The 13,401-nt window shown below is 63.9% G+C and carries 16 protein-coding genes; 7 read left to right on the top strand and 9 right to left on the bottom strand.

The annotated features are described in order from the left end of the window. Nucleotides 1-20 precede the first annotated feature (20 nt). Nucleotides 21-1,274: an MFS transporter gene (locus KU306_RS02960; protein WP_258302827.1), complete on the bottom strand. Its 1,254-nt coding sequence runs from the start codon at nt 1,272-1,274 to the stop codon at nt 21-23. A gap of 40 nt (nt 1,275-1,314) precedes the next feature. Between KU306_RS02960 and KU306_RS02955 the strand changes: the two genes are divergently transcribed. Continuing rightward, entirely contained in the window at nt 1,315-1,614 is a 300-nt protein-coding gene (locus KU306_RS02955) for a MazG nucleotide pyrophosphohydrolase domain-containing protein (protein WP_007541727.1), read from the top strand. Between the two features lie 97 nt (nt 1,615-1,711). After that, complete coding sequence (gene serS / locus KU306_RS02950; protein ID WP_007541729.1) at nt 1,712-3,097, top strand: serine--tRNA ligase; 1,386 nt, start codon at nt 1,712-1,714, stop codon at nt 3,095-3,097. Nucleotides 3,098-3,173: 76 nt separating this feature from the next. Here serS and KU306_RS02945 read toward each other — a convergent pair whose 3' ends face one another. Beyond that, nucleotides 3,174-3,521: a nuclear transport factor 2 family protein gene (locus KU306_RS02945; RefSeq protein ID WP_309138754.1), complete on the bottom strand. Its 348-nt coding sequence runs from the start codon at nt 3,519-3,521 to the stop codon at nt 3,174-3,176. Between the two features lie 129 nt (nt 3,522-3,650). On the opposite strand from KU306_RS02945, the gene KU306_RS02940 reads away from it, so the two are divergent. Continuing rightward, complete coding sequence (locus tag KU306_RS02940) at nt 3,651-4,148, top strand: DUF367 family protein (protein WP_007541733.1); 498 nt, start codon at nt 3,651-3,653, stop codon at nt 4,146-4,148. Nucleotides 4,149-4,172: 24 nt separating this feature from the next. Here KU306_RS02940 and KU306_RS02935 read toward each other — a convergent pair whose 3' ends face one another. Further along, nucleotides 4,173-4,538, bottom strand: a complete 366-nt coding sequence (locus KU306_RS02935) for a DUF5518 domain-containing protein (protein ID WP_258302825.1) — start codon at nt 4,536-4,538, stop codon at nt 4,173-4,175. 165 nt (nt 4,539-4,703) lie between these two features. On the opposite strand from KU306_RS02935, the gene KU306_RS02930 reads away from it, so the two are divergent. Next, nucleotides 4,704-5,681, top strand: a complete 978-nt coding sequence (locus KU306_RS02930) for an NOG1 family protein (protein ID WP_007541736.1) — start codon at nt 4,704-4,706, stop codon at nt 5,679-5,681. Between the two features lie 128 nt (nt 5,682-5,809). On the opposite strand, the gene KU306_RS02925 is transcribed toward KU306_RS02930, so the two are convergent. The 3 genes from KU306_RS02925 to KU306_RS02915 form a co-directional block, all read right to left on the bottom strand. After that, nucleotides 5,810-6,538, bottom strand: a complete 729-nt coding sequence (locus KU306_RS02925; RefSeq protein ID WP_007541738.1) for an SIMPL domain-containing protein — start codon at nt 6,536-6,538, stop codon at nt 5,810-5,812. 89 nt (nt 6,539-6,627) lie between these two features. Continuing rightward, on the bottom strand, nt 6,628-7,932 hold the full coding sequence (locus KU306_RS02920) for a TIGR00341 family protein (protein WP_082229603.1): 1,305 nt from the start codon (nt 7,930-7,932) through the stop codon (nt 6,628-6,630). Between the two features lie 72 nt (nt 7,933-8,004). Next, nucleotides 8,005-8,718, bottom strand: a complete 714-nt coding sequence (locus KU306_RS02915; protein ID WP_258302824.1) for a 5-formyltetrahydrofolate cyclo-ligase — start codon at nt 8,716-8,718, stop codon at nt 8,005-8,007. Between the two features lie 97 nt (nt 8,719-8,815). Between KU306_RS02915 and KU306_RS02910 the strand changes: the two genes are divergently transcribed. Further along, the gene (locus KU306_RS02910) at nt 8,816-9,304 is read left to right on the top strand and encodes a GNAT family N-acetyltransferase (protein ID WP_258302823.1); all 489 of its coding nucleotides are present in this window, start codon (nt 8,816-8,818) and stop codon (nt 9,302-9,304) included. Nucleotides 9,305-9,373: 69 nt separating this feature from the next. On the opposite strand, the gene KU306_RS02905 is transcribed toward KU306_RS02910, so the two are convergent. Further along, nucleotides 9,374-10,036 (bottom strand): helix-turn-helix domain-containing protein, encoded by a 663-nt coding sequence (locus tag KU306_RS02905; RefSeq protein ID WP_258303420.1) that lies wholly within the window; start codon nt 10,034-10,036, stop codon nt 9,374-9,376. A 396-nt stretch (nt 10,037-10,432) separates the two neighbouring features. Here KU306_RS02905 and KU306_RS02900 point away from each other — a divergent pair, with 396 nt between their 5' ends. After that, a complete protein-coding gene (locus KU306_RS02900; RefSeq protein WP_258302822.1) occupies nt 10,433-10,750 on the top strand; it encodes a DUF7344 domain-containing protein in 318 nt (105 codons plus the stop codon). A 117-nt stretch (nt 10,751-10,867) separates the two neighbouring features. Next, nucleotides 10,868-11,485 carry a GTP-binding protein EngB gene (gene engB, locus KU306_RS02895; RefSeq protein WP_007541749.1) on the top strand — a complete coding sequence of 206 codons (618 nt, stop codon included), beginning with the start codon at nt 10,868-10,870 and terminating at the stop codon, nt 11,483-11,485. Between the two features lie 15 nt (nt 11,486-11,500). Here engB and ddh read toward each other — a convergent pair whose 3' ends face one another. Beyond that, the gene (gene ddh / locus KU306_RS02890; protein ID WP_007541752.1) at nt 11,501-12,427 is read right to left on the bottom strand and encodes a D-2-hydroxyacid dehydrogenase; all 927 of its coding nucleotides are present in this window, start codon (nt 12,425-12,427) and stop codon (nt 11,501-11,503) included. 44 nt (nt 12,428-12,471) lie between these two features. After that, nucleotides 12,472-13,242, bottom strand: coding sequence for a DUF3179 domain-containing protein (locus tag KU306_RS02885; protein ID WP_258302821.1), 771 nt, complete (start codon nt 13,240-13,242; stop codon nt 12,472-12,474). Nucleotides 13,243-13,401 lie beyond the last annotated feature (159 nt).

Here is a 13,401-nt window from a genome sequence, read left to right as displayed (position 1 = left end):
TGGCTACTCTCGGGTCACTGTCAGTCGGTTGCTGCGGACGCGGCACCTGACTCGCTTTGCTCGGTGGCCCCGACAACCGGCGACTCCCACACCACAGAACAGAGGCTCGAAAGCAGGTACACACCACCGATACCCGCGACTGCGACGATGGCGCTGGTCCGGTCGGCGACCACCCCGCCGATAAGCATGAACGGAACCGTCAGGAGACCGAAGAGGAGCGAGAACGCCGAGAGGACGGTCGCCCGACCGAACGAGTCCGTCCGGTCGTTGATGTACTGATTCGCAATCGGACGCATGATGGATTTCGACGCCTGAAGCACGAAGAACGTGGGAATCACGACGGCGGGGACGAGCGTCGGAATCAGCATCGAAACCACCATCGCCGACGAGACGAGCGCGAGGACACCCTTCGTTCCGAGGCGAGACGAGAGCGACCCAGCGGAGTCGCTTGCAACTGCCGAGACGAGCGTGAACGAGGCGTACATAACGCCGAGCACGGCGGAGTCCGGAAGCGGTTGTCCCGCAATCGTAAGCGACGAGACGGTCGCTTCAATCGCGCCGGCAGTCGCCGGTTGGATGAACTCCTCTGTCGCGCGAATCGCAGCGAACAGCAGTCCGACGAAGAGGACGAACGACCGCAAGGGAATCGAGAGCAACTGTGTTCGCGCGGCCGAAAGCGCGCTCGTCGGCGAGAGCGTCTCTCCTTCGAGGTGTCGATTCGGTGGGAGTGTCACCAACACGAGCGCACCGAGCGCGCTCATACACGCCGCGGCGACGAACGGGTAAATCTGGTTTACGGCGTAGAGAACGCCGCCCAGCACCATCGTCACCGACCCGACGAACTTCCGAAGCGCACCGGCGCGTCCTCTGACGCTGGTGAACGATTCCGCGTCGGCTTCTTCGAGAAGTGTGTCGTAGAGCCACGCGTCGCCGCTTCCCGACTGGAACGTCTCGGCGAGTCCGAGCGTCGCAAAGATGGCGACGAAGACCGGAAATCGCTCCGCGAAGACCAGTCCCGCCGGAACGCTCGCAAAGAGCAACTGGCTGATGACGAGGCTGTTTCGACGACCGACGCGGTCTCCGATGTAACCCGTCGGCACCTCGCCGAGAATTTTCGCGAGTGCGGTCGCAGTCCCAGTGATTCCAATCTGGACGAACGTGAGGTCTCGGGACAGCAACAACAGCGTGTACACTGGGAACATGAACCCCGGCGACGTCGTCGCTTTGTACAGGTAGTATTTGGAGATGACACGAGAGTCCCCCGTCAAGTTCATATAGTAAATTTGACAACGATGTTCTGACAAGAAGGTTCTGATGCGCGACGTTTCCGAATTCAACGCCGAACACGGACTCGAACTCTCGCCCGAACTTCGGATGCTCGACCTCTCTTCGGAGGTCGGTGAACTCTCGAAAGAGGTCGTCGATGCGCAGGACTACGGCCAAACCGAGTTCGAGCGAACCGACGACCTCGTCGACGAGTTCGGCGACGTGTACTACTCGCTGTTGTCGCTGGCGGCCGAACTCGACATCGACGCCGAGGCGGCGCTCGCTGCGAGTCTCGACAAGTACCAAGAGCGGATGTCGGCGAGCGGCGACGCAGGCTCCGGTGAGTAAGTCGGTGAACTGAGCCGCCTTCTGGTCGGCGACCCCGTCCCGAATCGAACCGCGCGATGCGATACGATTTTCCCGCATACACGAGAACCACGAACCAATGATAGACAGGAAACTGCTCCGTGACGACCCGGAGCGTGTCCGAGACGCACTCGACGCCCGCGGCAACGACGGGGTCGACGTCGACCACGTCCTCGACGTGTACGACGAGTGGCGCTCGCTGAAAGCAGACGGCGACGACCTGCGACACGAGCGAAATGAGGTCAGCCAGAAGATTGGCACGCTCAAGCAGGAGGGCAAAGACGAGGAAGCCCAGGAGGCTATCGAGCGGTCGAGCGAACTCAAAGAGGAACTGCAGGAACTCGAAGCCCGCGCCGACGAACTCGAAGCAGAACTCGACGAGGCACTCCTCGAAATCCCGAACCTCCCGCACGAGTCGGTCCCGGTCGGCACCGACGAATCGGAGAACGTCGAAGTTCGCCGCGAGGGGTTCGACGACCTGCGTGACCTCCCGGACGAGGTGACACCACACTACGACCTCGGCGAAGAACTCGACATCATCGACGAGGCTCGCGCCGCGAAGACGACCGGGTCGGGCTTTTACTTCCTCAAAGGCGAGGGCGCGATGCTCGAACACGCGCTCATCCAGTTCATGCTGGACGTCCACCGCGAGCAGGACTACGTGGACCTCTTCCCGCCGGTCCCGGTGAAGACCACCTCGATGGTCGGCACCGGCCAGCTTCCGAAGTTCGCCGACGACGCCTACCGCATCGGCGGGTCGGAGACCGAGGACTACGAGGACGACGACCTCTGGCTCTGTCCGACCGCCGAAGTCCCGGTCACGAACATGTACCGCGACGAGATTCTGCTGAAGGACGACCTGCCGCTGAAGCATCAGGCGTACACGCCGAACTTCCGCCGCGAGGCCGGTGAACACGGCACCGAGACGCGCGGTATCGTCCGTGTCCACCAGTTCAACAAGGTCGAACTCGTCAACTTCGTCGAACCCGAGGAGTCGTACGACCGACTCGAAGCCCTCCTCGACGAAGCGGCCGAAGTCCTCGAACGACTCGGCCTCCCGTACCGCGTGCTCTCGCTTTGTACCGGCGACCTGACCTTCGCCTCGGCGAAGACCTACGACCTCGAAGTCTGGGCACCCGGCACCGAGTCGGACGACAGCCCCGACGGCTACGGCGGCCGCTGGCTCGAAGTCTCGTCGGCCTCGAACTTCGAGGACTTCCAGGCGCGTCGCGCCGGCCTTCGCTACCGCCCCGAGCGCCACGAGTCGGCCGAGTACCTCCACACGCTCAACGCGTCGGGCACGGCGGTCGGCCGCATCATGGTCGCGCTGCTCGAATACTACCAGAACGAGGACGGCACCGTAGACGTGCCCGAAGTCCTCCAGCCCTACATGGGCGGCCGAGAGGTCATCGAGGGCCACGAGCCGGTCGGTGAGGCGGCCGTCGGCGCTGGCAAGAAAGACTAACGCGGTTTCTGCGGTCTCTGCAGTCTCCGCGGTCTCTTATCCGACATCTCCTCTGTCTCGACGGCCTCGTTCTCTCTTAGTTTGGCGTGCGTGTGAACGTCTTCAACTCGACTAACTTCCCCTCTCGCGCTCGAAACCGGTCGAGAAAGACGAATAGCTCGTCGCCGGAGTTATCTTCGAGGTGGCCGCGGACGACGATTTCGTCGCCGTGTTTCGACTGGATGTACTGGTCGATGACGTGGGTCGTGTCCGTCTGCGGCCGCCCGTCGCGCATGAACGAGACGAATTCCTCGCGGCCGTCGAGAGTCATATCTTCCCGGTCGTGGACGAACGTCGGGCACAGAAGCTCCTGAAGCGTGTCGTACCCGTGGTCGTCGAGCGCCGTGTAGTACAGTCGCGCGAGATACGTGGCGTCGGGATGCACGGCGGGTGTTCGGGTTCGGATGGGAAGAATCCGCCGCCTGCGGAGCGTCGTCACCTGCTGCGTTACGTTCGGGTCGCTTTGCTGCATCACGTTCGGGACGCTTTTCTCTCAGACCCGCCTACGACCGGTGTGGACCTGCACGTTCGATACGAGGGCGACGACGACCCGAAGAAGTGCACGGCGAAGAAGCTCGAACGGTTCGACATGGCCGACCTCCACGGCTCGGACCGCGCGACACCCTACGGCGTCGTCCTCAACCCTCACGCAGAGAAGGCACTCTCCCCCGCCGACAAGGATACGGGCGCGCTCGTCGCGCTCGACTGCTCGTGGGAGTCGGCCGGAGAGGCGATGTTCTCGCTGCCCGGCGAGCACCGCGCACTGCCGTATCTCGTCGCCGCCAACCCCGTGAACTTCGGGCGACCGATGCAACTCACGACGGTCGAAGCCCTCGCCGCCGCGCTCGTCATCTTCGGCGAGAAGCCGCAGGCCGAGGAGATTCTCTCGAAGTTCAACTGGGGACACACCTTCCTCGAACTCAACGAAGAACCGCTTCGTCGCTACTCGGAGTGCGAGGATTCGACCGAGGTCGTCGAGATTCAGCAGGAATACCTCGATATGGGTGAGTGAGCGCTTGTCGTTCTGGGACTGCACTTACCGCCCTTTCGCCCACGCCCCAACAGCCCCGGCGATGGCGCTGTCGATAGCGAACAGCAGCGTCAGGACGATGCCCGCGACGAGGACGCCGAGACCGCCGAGGAGTCCACCGAGCGGCCCACCGGCCAGTCCGAGCAGCCCGCCGAGCGCCGCCGCGAGAATGGACACGACGATACCCGCGACCGACCCGGCGACGAGTCCGTGCCACGCGCCGTTGCCGAGTGTCCCGCCAGCGAGGTAGCCCGCCGCGAAGCCACCGAGGAGTCCGGCCCCGATTTGTCCGAGAACCGGAATCGAGAGTCCTCCGGTTCCGACGACGAGGATGACGACGAAGCCGACGGCGACCGCTTTCCAGTTGGTCATGGCTCGACGTAGCGTGCCGTCAGGTATGAGCTTCGTGGCAAAGTCGTGCCCAACCTGACGAAACCGCGCCCAGCCGTGCGACGCCCAGCCACGCCAGATTCAGCGTCCGAGGCGTCGAAACCCAAACGGACGCGCTTTTACGCCTCGACCGTGTAGCGAGTTGCAATGATTTTCGAGTCTCTCCCGACCACGCCCCGGTCGGACGAACTCATCGATAAGGCCTTCTCGCGGGCCGCGCGCACGGGGCGAGCGAAGCAGAATAAGTTGGAGGCTCAGCAGTCGATGCTCCAGACCGCCTCGAATATTCTCTCGGACAACCTGGAGAACGTCGTCGTCGAATGGCCGGACTTCGAACTGGTCGACCCGTTCTACTACGAACTCGCCGACGCCATCGTCGACGTCGACGAACTCCGACAGAGTCTCTCGGAAGTGATGTGGGCCTCGCGCCAAATCGACACGCTCGCTCGCGAGTACCAGTCGAAGCTCCGCAAGACCGACGCCGACACCGCGCGCAAGCACCGAAAACAGGCGTTCGCTCGCATGGCCAGCATCGTCGAGGAAGTCGAAGACGACCTGCTCCGCCTCGGTGAGGCACGCGACGCGCTGAAGACGCTTCCCGACATCCGCCCCGACGAACCGGCACTGGTCGTCGCTGGCTACCCCAACGTCGGAAAGTCGTCGTTCGTCAACGACGTGACCCGCGCGTCGAACGAAATCGCCCGGTATCCCTTCACGACGAAGGGCGTCCAAATCGGGCACTTCGAACGCGAGCGCATCCGCTACCAGATTATCGACACGCCGGGGCTTCTCGACCGCCCGGAAGAAGACCGCAACGACATCGAGCGACAGGCCGTCAGCGCGCTCGAACACCTCGCCGACGCCGTCCTCTTCGTCGTGGACGCGAGCGGGGAGTGCGGCTACCCAATCGAGTCGCAACTCGAACTCCGCGACGCCGTGCAGACGCGCTTCGAACAGCGTGACATCCCGGTGCTCACCGTCTGCAACAAGAGCGACCGCTCGACCGACGTCGAAGCGGACCTGTACATGAGCGTCGAGACGGGCGAAAACGTCGAGGAGGTCCTCGACGCCGCCGTTGAGGCCGTCGGCTTCGAACCCGATATCCCGCCGTCGCGTAACGAGTAATCCGATATCGAACACTGAACCGATATCGAACACTGAACGCGGGTTTGTATCGAGGTCGAACCTAACCCGAGTTCGGACTCGGACGCTGTTTTCACAGACGGAGTGTAAAAAGAAGTAGATGAGGCCGCTTACTCGGCCGTGTAGACCATCTCGACCGTCGCCGAGACGGTCACCGGACCGGGCGAGAGTTCAGTCGGTGCGGAACTGCCGCGGGCGTCTTCGGCGAAGGCGACCGGGTACGGGCCGGGCGAACTGCTGCCGCCGACGTTCGCAGTGTGGACGCCCGTGATGGACAGGTCGGCGGCGCTGGCGACAGCGTCGGCGTCAGACTTGGCTGAATCGACAGCCTTCGTCAGGGCCTCCGAGCGGAGTTCGTCGCGCGTTTCGTCGGTGAGCGTGAACTGCACGCCGCGAATCTCGGACGCACCGGCACCGACTGCGAGGTCGATGACTTCACCGGCGCGGTCGGGGGCGACTTCGACGGTCAGCGAGTGGACGGCGCGGTAGCCGACGAGTTCGCGGTCCTCGCCGCCGTAGTCGTACTCGGGGTAGATGCGGAAGCCGGAACTCTGAATCGAATCCTCGGCGATGCCCGCTTCGGTGAGCGCGTCGCGGACGGCGGCGACGTCTTCGGCGACGGTGCCGCGGGCTTCGTCAGCCGAATCTGCGGTGGCTGTGACGCCCACGGAGATAACCGCGAGGTCGGCTTCTGCTGTGACCTCACCGGTACCGGTGGTCGAGATAGTCGTCGCGTCGGTTCCCGCTTCGCCGCCCGTCGTCTGGAGCGGGGCGGAGAGACACCCTGCGAGCAAGACGAGGCTCGCAAAGAGGAATGGTGCGATGATGCGTCGGTTCATATCTCTCCTGACGTCAGGTGAGATATTCAACTCGCGCTAGAGACAAAGAGTCGTTGTACTCTTCGAAAATTCGGAGACGCGAGCGCGACTTAGCTGTCGACGGCGACGTAGCGCACTTCCACGTCGATTTCGCTCGCGGCCCACGGCGTCAGTGGATCGGGCGCGACCGCGTTGATTCGCTCTGTGAGTTCGGCTTGGACTTGCGGTGGGTCGCCCCACGGGTCGTAGCCGACGGTCACGACGACTGCCGACGGTTCTTGCAGCGGCCCGCCGTCGTATCTGACGTCGAGTTCTAACAGCCGAGCGTCTGTGTCGTCGAGAACGTCCTGGACCGCCGCCTCCGCGTCGGCTTGGAAGCCCGAGTTTCGGTAGGTCGTGTACGTGACCGTTCCGAGGAACGACGAGAGGACGAGCAACCCGACGCCGAGGGCTGCGATGCGGAACAGCGTGGTCCGCCGGGCTTTGCTCTGACGGAACCAGCGTTCGGGGCGGTAGCCTTGCTGCCAGAGGACGGCGATAGCGACGAAGTTGACAGAGAGAAAGTTGACGAGGACGAGGATGGCCGAGCCGACCACCGACTCCGGCGTCCCCCACGCGATACCGATACCGACGACAGCCGTTGGTGGGACCAACGCGGCGGCAATCATGACGCCCACGAGGGCCGTCGAAACGCCCGACGAGAGTGAGATTGCTCCGGCAGCACCCGCCCCAAGGGCGATGGCCAACGAGAGCACGTCAGGTGAGAGCCGTTCGCTGACCTCGGGAATCGCGAGTACCTCGGGAGTCGCAAGCGGGACGGCCCCCGTCTCTTTGAGAACGAGGGCGAACAACGCTGCCGACCCGACCGCGAGAATGCCACCGAATCCCTGCAGACGGACGCCGCGGACGAACATCTCGTCGTCGTCGACGACCGTGCCGACGCTGGCGGCCATCGCCGGGCCGACGAGCGGTGCGATGACCATCGACCCGACGACGACGGCGGGCGAATCGAGGAGCAACCCGGCGGTGGCGACGACCGCCGAGATAACCGTCATGACGACGAACGTCGGCAACGACGGCGCGAGGTCGTCCGCCTTGGACGCCAGTTCGTCGCGCGAGATACGGTCGCCGTTGTCTTCGTCTTCTTCGTACTTCTCTTGGAGCTGGTCGAAACGGGTCGATGCGACCGTCTCGGCACTCACGACGACCGTGTAGGCGTCGCGCTCGACACCCGCCTCTCGCAGTCGCTCTAACACCGGCTCGACGGCTTCTTTGGGAACCGGGAAGGTGACGACGGCGACGAAGTCCCGGCCGGACGTCTCCTCGGAGACGGCGTAATCGACGCCCTCCTCGTCGAGCGTCCGTAGGACCGTCTTGCGCTTGCCGGTCGGCACCAGTACTTGGACGAGGCGCACGCTCTCACCTCTCTCCGGGCGGGCAAATAAACACGGGTGCTCGCGTCGTTCGTCCCCGCATCTGACGGCTGTTCACTCGGGTCGGAGGCGCTGCAAGACAGGCATCGCTTCGACCTGTTCGTCAGAGAGCGCGCTCCAGTCGATTCCAGTCGGCCGGGCGTACGGCGTCTCGGTTCGAATCGTTCGCTCCGGCGTGACGACGATGTCCATCGGCACGTCGTGGGCGTCGGGGTCGGGAGCGTCGTCACGAACCTGCATCTCGTGGACTGTCGTCGCGATAGTCGTCTCGTCGGAGACGGCACCGAGCCCCCGGAGGACCGCGAATTCGAGGTCGCTGAAGCCCTCTCCTTTGCCGATTCGTGCACCGGCCTCCGTGACGGCGACCGACCCCGAGACGACGAGGTCGATGTCGGGGAGGTCGTCGGGGCCGACCGTGTCTGCGTACTGCTCGACGTGCGAGACGGTCGGGGCGCTGTCGAGGTTGTCGTCGTCGATTTTCTCTGGGTCGAGCTCGTAGAAACACTGCTCGTCGCGGAGGCGTGGCACGGCCATGTAGACCGTCTTTCCCTCGCGAAGCGCACGCCGCCGAACTGGAAGTTGCGGCGCGTCGGGGTTCGCCTTTATCGCCGTCGACTCGGCCCATTCCGGCGTCTCGGAGAGTCGGGCCGCGGCGTCACCCGCGCCGGCGTAGTTCGGAATCCGACCGTGGGGTGGAAACGGGAATCGAGCCTCACCTGACTCTTCCAGTCGGTCCCAGACCGCCTCCCGCAACGCGTCTTTGTCCATCGTACTCGCGTGTACTCGACAGTCCGAGGAATAGGCTGCGTGTTCGAACCTTCATCTACGCGAAACGATTTTGCAGTATCTTCACGAACGTTTGTGTATGTTTGTCCGCGCCGCGAGACACGAGGACGTACCGGACATCGCCCACATCTGCGCGACCGGGTGGCGTGATGCGACCGCCGACATCGTCGCCGACGAGAACGTCGAGGCGACGGTCGAAACGCGGTTCGAGACGTCTCGGCTGGAACGCGAGGTTCGACGCGCGGACGACATGCACGGGTGGGTCGTCGCCGTCGAAGACGGTCGAGTCGTCGCGGCCGGTGGTGGGGGACTGACGGGGACGAAGTCGGGCGAGGTCTTCGCGCTCCACGTCCGGCCGGACGCTCGGGGAAGCGGCGCTGGCACGGCGCTCTTGCGGACGATAACGGCCCAACACGTGGTCAGCGGGGCTCGCGAACAGTGGGCATCCTGTCTCGACGGCGACGAGGAGACACTCGCGTTTTATCGCGCACGCGGGTTCGACGTCACTGGGCGAACAGCACACGACGCGCTCCCGACCGAATCACTGCAACTCGTCAGAGAAATCTGAGCCGGTTCGATGCCGTCGTCGCTCGAACACCCGGCAGACGGACTCGTCTAAACTGTACCTCCTCCGAACTCATTCGAAGTCGGCGGCCGACCGCGACAACAGTACCTTCCGGAGGACGGTGTCGGCACCGCGTCGGACGCGCTCGGAGGCCGCTTGAGGGCTGATTCCAAGTTTGTCTGCCACGTCTGTGAGCGTGGTTCGACGGGGGACTTCGAAGTAGCCGTTTTCGACGGCGACCACGAGCGCCTCTTGTTGTTCCGCGGTGATGTCGAGGGTGTACACATCGGTTTGCTCCTCCGCAAGCGAGTAGATTCGCTTGACGTGGAAGTCTATCTCTTCTGTCTGGCTGAGGTTGTGAAACTCCGTAAGCCCGGCGTGGTCGTTGAAGCGCAGGCGGAAGAACCACGGGTCGTTGCCGTACGCTTCGAGGATAGTCGCTTGGCTCTCGGTGAGGATATTGGTGAGGCTGGAGATGGTGTCGCCCCAGAAAACGTGATACAGGACTCTGTCGCCGACTCGTGCGACCGCAGTCAGGTCGTCGACGATTCGGTTCTCCCGGACGCTCGCTTCGAACGCCTCGAAATCTGTTCCCTCTGCCCAGAAGAACGGCATGACTTCTCCGCCGGTCGGGACGACGCGTTCGAGGTCGATGTGGATACCGTCTTGGACGGCAGTCACCCGACCGAGGTCGAAGTCCTCGGCCTCAATCGTTAATTCGACGACTACGGCCATAGATGGCATACATTCTCTTGGGGGTAACTTGAATCCCGATGAGTGTTCGCTGTGTGACTCCAATGAGAAGCAGCGATTGTCGAGGTCTGTCTTAAAGCGCCTGACTACGAAAGCACAACGAGAAACCTCGGGAGTTCGTAATTATAGAGCGGGGAATGTCATGAACGCACAACGACACCGTCAGCCGAACGCGACCGCTGCGTCACGGGGGGAGACCGACGCGTCGGCGGGCGGTGTTTCGACTCGAACTCGCCGGCAGCGGACGCAGTCTGTGGTGGTACTTGCGGCCGTGTTGCAGCGAGCTACCGGAAGCGACGTCAACGACCGACGCTCACCGTCGGCGTCTGTCGAGTGGCCAGTGGTGCCGGCTCAGCGTGTGCCGGTTCTGGTGCGGCCATGACAACCACCCCTCGTCTGGACGAGGTATTCGGTGCCCTTGCGAGCGTCCATCGCAGGCGTCTCTTGATGGACCTCCGAAACGGGCACATCCCACACCTCCAACGGGCGACGCGAGTCGTTGCGGATGGTGGCCGCACCGACTCCGAGCAACTCGAGGTGGCGCTGTTTCACACCCACCTCCCGAAGCTCGACGACGCCGGCTTCGTCACGTGGAACCGACAGACCGGTACTATCGAACCGGGACCGCGTTTCGACGACGTCGAACCCGTGCTCGAACTGCTCTCGGAGAGATACGACCGGATAGCCGAGCGCTGACCCGCTGGCCCTCTGACCACATGGCTGAGCGCTGACCAGATGGCCGACTGCTGAACTCCCGTTTTCGTCGTGGCGCGCTTCCGCCCTTCTTATCTGTCGTGACGGCGAACCGCAGGTATGTTCCAAGACCGACCGAATTACGACGAAGTCGTCCTCGTCGGGCGGTCGAACGTGGGCAAGTCGACGCTGATGCGCGAACTCACGGGCCACAACAAGTTCACGACCGGGAAGAAGCCCGGCGTCACCCGGAAACCCAACCACTTCGACTGGACCTCCGAGAAGTTCATGTTCACGGACCTCCCGGGATTCGGGTTCATGTCCGGCGTCGACGCCGACACGCGCGAGGCCATCAAGACCGACATCGTCCAGTACATCGAGGAGAACGCCGACGACATCCTCGCGGCCGTTCTCGTCGTGGACGGAAAGAGCGTCGTCGATATCATCGACCGCCACACGACCGACGACTCCATCCCCCACGACGTGGAGATGTTCTACTTCCTCGACGAACTCGACATCCCGACGGTCGTCGCGGTGAACAAGATGGACAAAGTCGACGACAAAGACGAACGCCTGGACGACCTCTGTGACCGACTCGGCCTGTTCCCGCCGTGGAAGCAGTACCGCAACGTCATCGCCCCGATTACCGCGAAGCGCGGCGACATCTCGAATCTCGAATCGGCGCTCCGTTCTCACCTCCACGAACAGGGTCGCGACGACCTGTTTAAGTTCCTCTGAGGCGGTCGCCTTTCGTTAGACGACCCGGTTTTTCAACGTCTCACCGCCTTCGATGTGGGCGACGTTCTCGCGGACGAGCGCCGCGATATCCTCGTGATACGCGCCCGTCGCCGCGCTGACGTGCGGCGTGATGAGCATTTCGTCGAAGTCCCACAGCGGCGAGTCTTCTGGCAGCGGCTCTTCGTCGAACGCGTCGAGTGCAGCACCGGCAATCGCCCCGTCTTCCAGCGCCGACACGAGGGCGTCTGTCTCGACAACCGGCCCTCTCGCGACGTTCACGAGATACGCGTCGTCGCGCATCGTTTCGAACTCCGGCGCGGCAATCATCCCGGTCGTCTCGCGGGTAAGCGGGACCGAGAGCACGACGAACCGAGCCCCCTCGATGGCTTCGTGGAGTCGGTCCGGCGTGTAGACGGTCGAGACGTTCGGGACCGACTCTCCAGACCGGCGAACGCCGACGACGTCCATGCCGAGGGCAGCGGCCCGGTCTGCGACACCCCGGCCGAGCGTTCCGAGGCCGACGACACAGATTCGTTCCCCGCTGAGTGTGAACGACTCCTCGTAGGAGGGGCGTCGCCAACGGTGCTCGTGCTGGGCGTCGCGGTAGGTGTGAAGCCGGCGCGCCAGCGTCAACAGGTACCCGAGAACTGTCTCGCCGACGGTCGTCCCGTGGATTCCGGTGCTGTTGGTGAGGAACGTCCCCGCCTCGTCGTAGACGCCGACGGGGAACTCGTCGTATCCGGCGCGGATGCAGTGGACCCAGTCGGCGTCGAAGAACGCGTCGCGGTGGCCGAACGAGACGACGGCGTCGCCCGGCCCGAACTGTTCGCCGTCCTCGACGAGTTCGACCGCCGGGTCGAGGTCGGACAGCGCGTCGACGAGTAACTGCGGTGGCATCGCCTTCCGGACCGACTCGTCGAGCGCAATGCGTTCGATGTGCATGACTGGTGTGTCACGTCGCCGGACGAAGGAACTTGCGCCCGACGCTACGCCGTCTTCGACCACGGCGGCGGCAAGAGCGCGTCGGTGTCCGGATGCTCGCGTTTCCACTCGCCCCACGTCGTCACCGTCGACGGGAGAATCTCCATTCGCTCGCCGGACTCTGGACCGCAGATTGCCTTCGCGAGAATCTGACTCCAGTAACTCCCGGTCGCTTCGTCGTAGAGTACGAGGTTCCCAGAGTTTCGGACTTCGGCCTCGCCCGAAGTGGCCGAGGCGCCGAACGTCCGCCCGTCTTCGACGCTGGCGTACCCGTAGACGGCGGGTGGCTGCCAGAGGTGTCCGGAGACCTGAAACACCGCTTCGTCGCCATCGACACGCCGCTCGGCGACCATCCCCGATTGGCAGATCGGGCAGTAGGTCACCAACACAGGCTCGCCGCCGAGGGTGTCGTTGACGACTTCGTGCCACCACAGGATTGACAACGCGTAGGCGCGGGCCTCGCCGTTGCGTTCGACTCCGACCACGTAGCCGTCTTCCGAGAGTCCCGGGCCGACTTCGTAGCCGAAGCGGTACTTCTCGGCGACGGCGAGGTCGTTCCAGTTGGGACCGGTCGCCGGTTCGAGGACGGCTTTGATGCCGATAAACGGGTTCGGCGGGTCGCCGCAGACGCTTCCGGGGAATCCGTGTTGCACTATCGGGTCGGGGTTCTCCGGTGCCGGAAAGCCCGCAATCGGTGGGCGAGCGTTCCCCTCGATACACCCGGCGAGGGTGGCGGTCGCTCCCGTCAGGAGGCCGAGAAACGCCCGTCGATTCATACCGCATCTGCGGCCGCAGTGGGGGAAACAGCGACGGGGTCGTGCGTGGGCGTCGCACGGGGTGTCGTGGATGCAGGAAATCGTGTTGTGACGTGGAGGTCCCGCAGCGCAACGTCGTCACTCACTGGTCGGCACCGTCAGAAAGTGGCTCAGGTGTTA

It is taken from the genome of Haloferax larsenii (assembly GCF_024730625.1).
Lineage (GTDB): Archaea > Halobacteriota > Halobacteria > Halobacteriales > Haloferacaceae > Haloferax > Haloferax larsenii.
Note: the sequence above shows the minus strand (reverse complement) of the source record. Positions and strands in the feature narration are given on the sequence as shown.

Bases quoted from the DNA above. Each gene is read 5' to 3' on its own strand.
- KU306_RS02905 (WP_258303420.1), bottom strand. From the start codon at position 10,036: ATGGCCGTAGTCGTCGAATTAACGATTGAGGCCGAGGACTTCGACCTC.
- KU306_RS02930 (WP_007541736.1), top strand. From the start codon at position 4,704: ATGATTTTCGAGTCTCTCCCGACCACGCCCCGGTCGGACGAACTCATC.
- ddh (WP_007541752.1), bottom strand. From the start codon at position 12,427: ATGCACATCGAACGCATTGCGCTCGACGAGTCGGTCCGGAAGGCGATG.
- KU306_RS02900 (WP_258302822.1), top strand. From the start codon at position 10,433: ATGACAACCACCCCTCGTCTGGACGAGGTATTCGGTGCCCTTGCGAGC.
- KU306_RS02910 (WP_258302823.1), top strand. From the start codon at position 8,816: ATGTTTGTCCGCGCCGCGAGACACGAGGACGTACCGGACATCGCCCAC.
- serS (WP_007541729.1), top strand. From the start codon at position 1,712: ATGATAGACAGGAAACTGCTCCGTGACGACCCGGAGCGTGTCCGAGAC.
- KU306_RS02960 (WP_258302827.1), bottom strand. From the start codon at position 1,274: ATGAACTTGACGGGGGACTCTCGTGTCATCTCCAAATACTACCTGTAC.
- KU306_RS02935 (WP_258302825.1), bottom strand. From the start codon at position 4,538: ATGACCAACTGGAAAGCGGTCGCCGTCGGCTTCGTCGTCATCCTCGTC.
- KU306_RS02925 (WP_007541738.1), bottom strand. From the start codon at position 6,538: ATGAACCGACGCATCATCGCACCATTCCTCTTTGCGAGCCTCGTCTTG.
- engB (WP_007541749.1), top strand. From the start codon at position 10,868: ATGTTCCAAGACCGACCGAATTACGACGAAGTCGTCCTCGTCGGGCGG.
- KU306_RS02885 (WP_258302821.1), bottom strand. From the start codon at position 13,242: ATGAATCGACGGGCGTTTCTCGGCCTCCTGACGGGAGCGACCGCCACC.
- KU306_RS02955 (WP_007541727.1), top strand. From the start codon at position 1,315: ATGCGCGACGTTTCCGAATTCAACGCCGAACACGGACTCGAACTCTCG.
- KU306_RS02915 (WP_258302824.1), bottom strand. From the start codon at position 8,718: ATGGACAAAGACGCGTTGCGGGAGGCGGTCTGGGACCGACTGGAAGAG.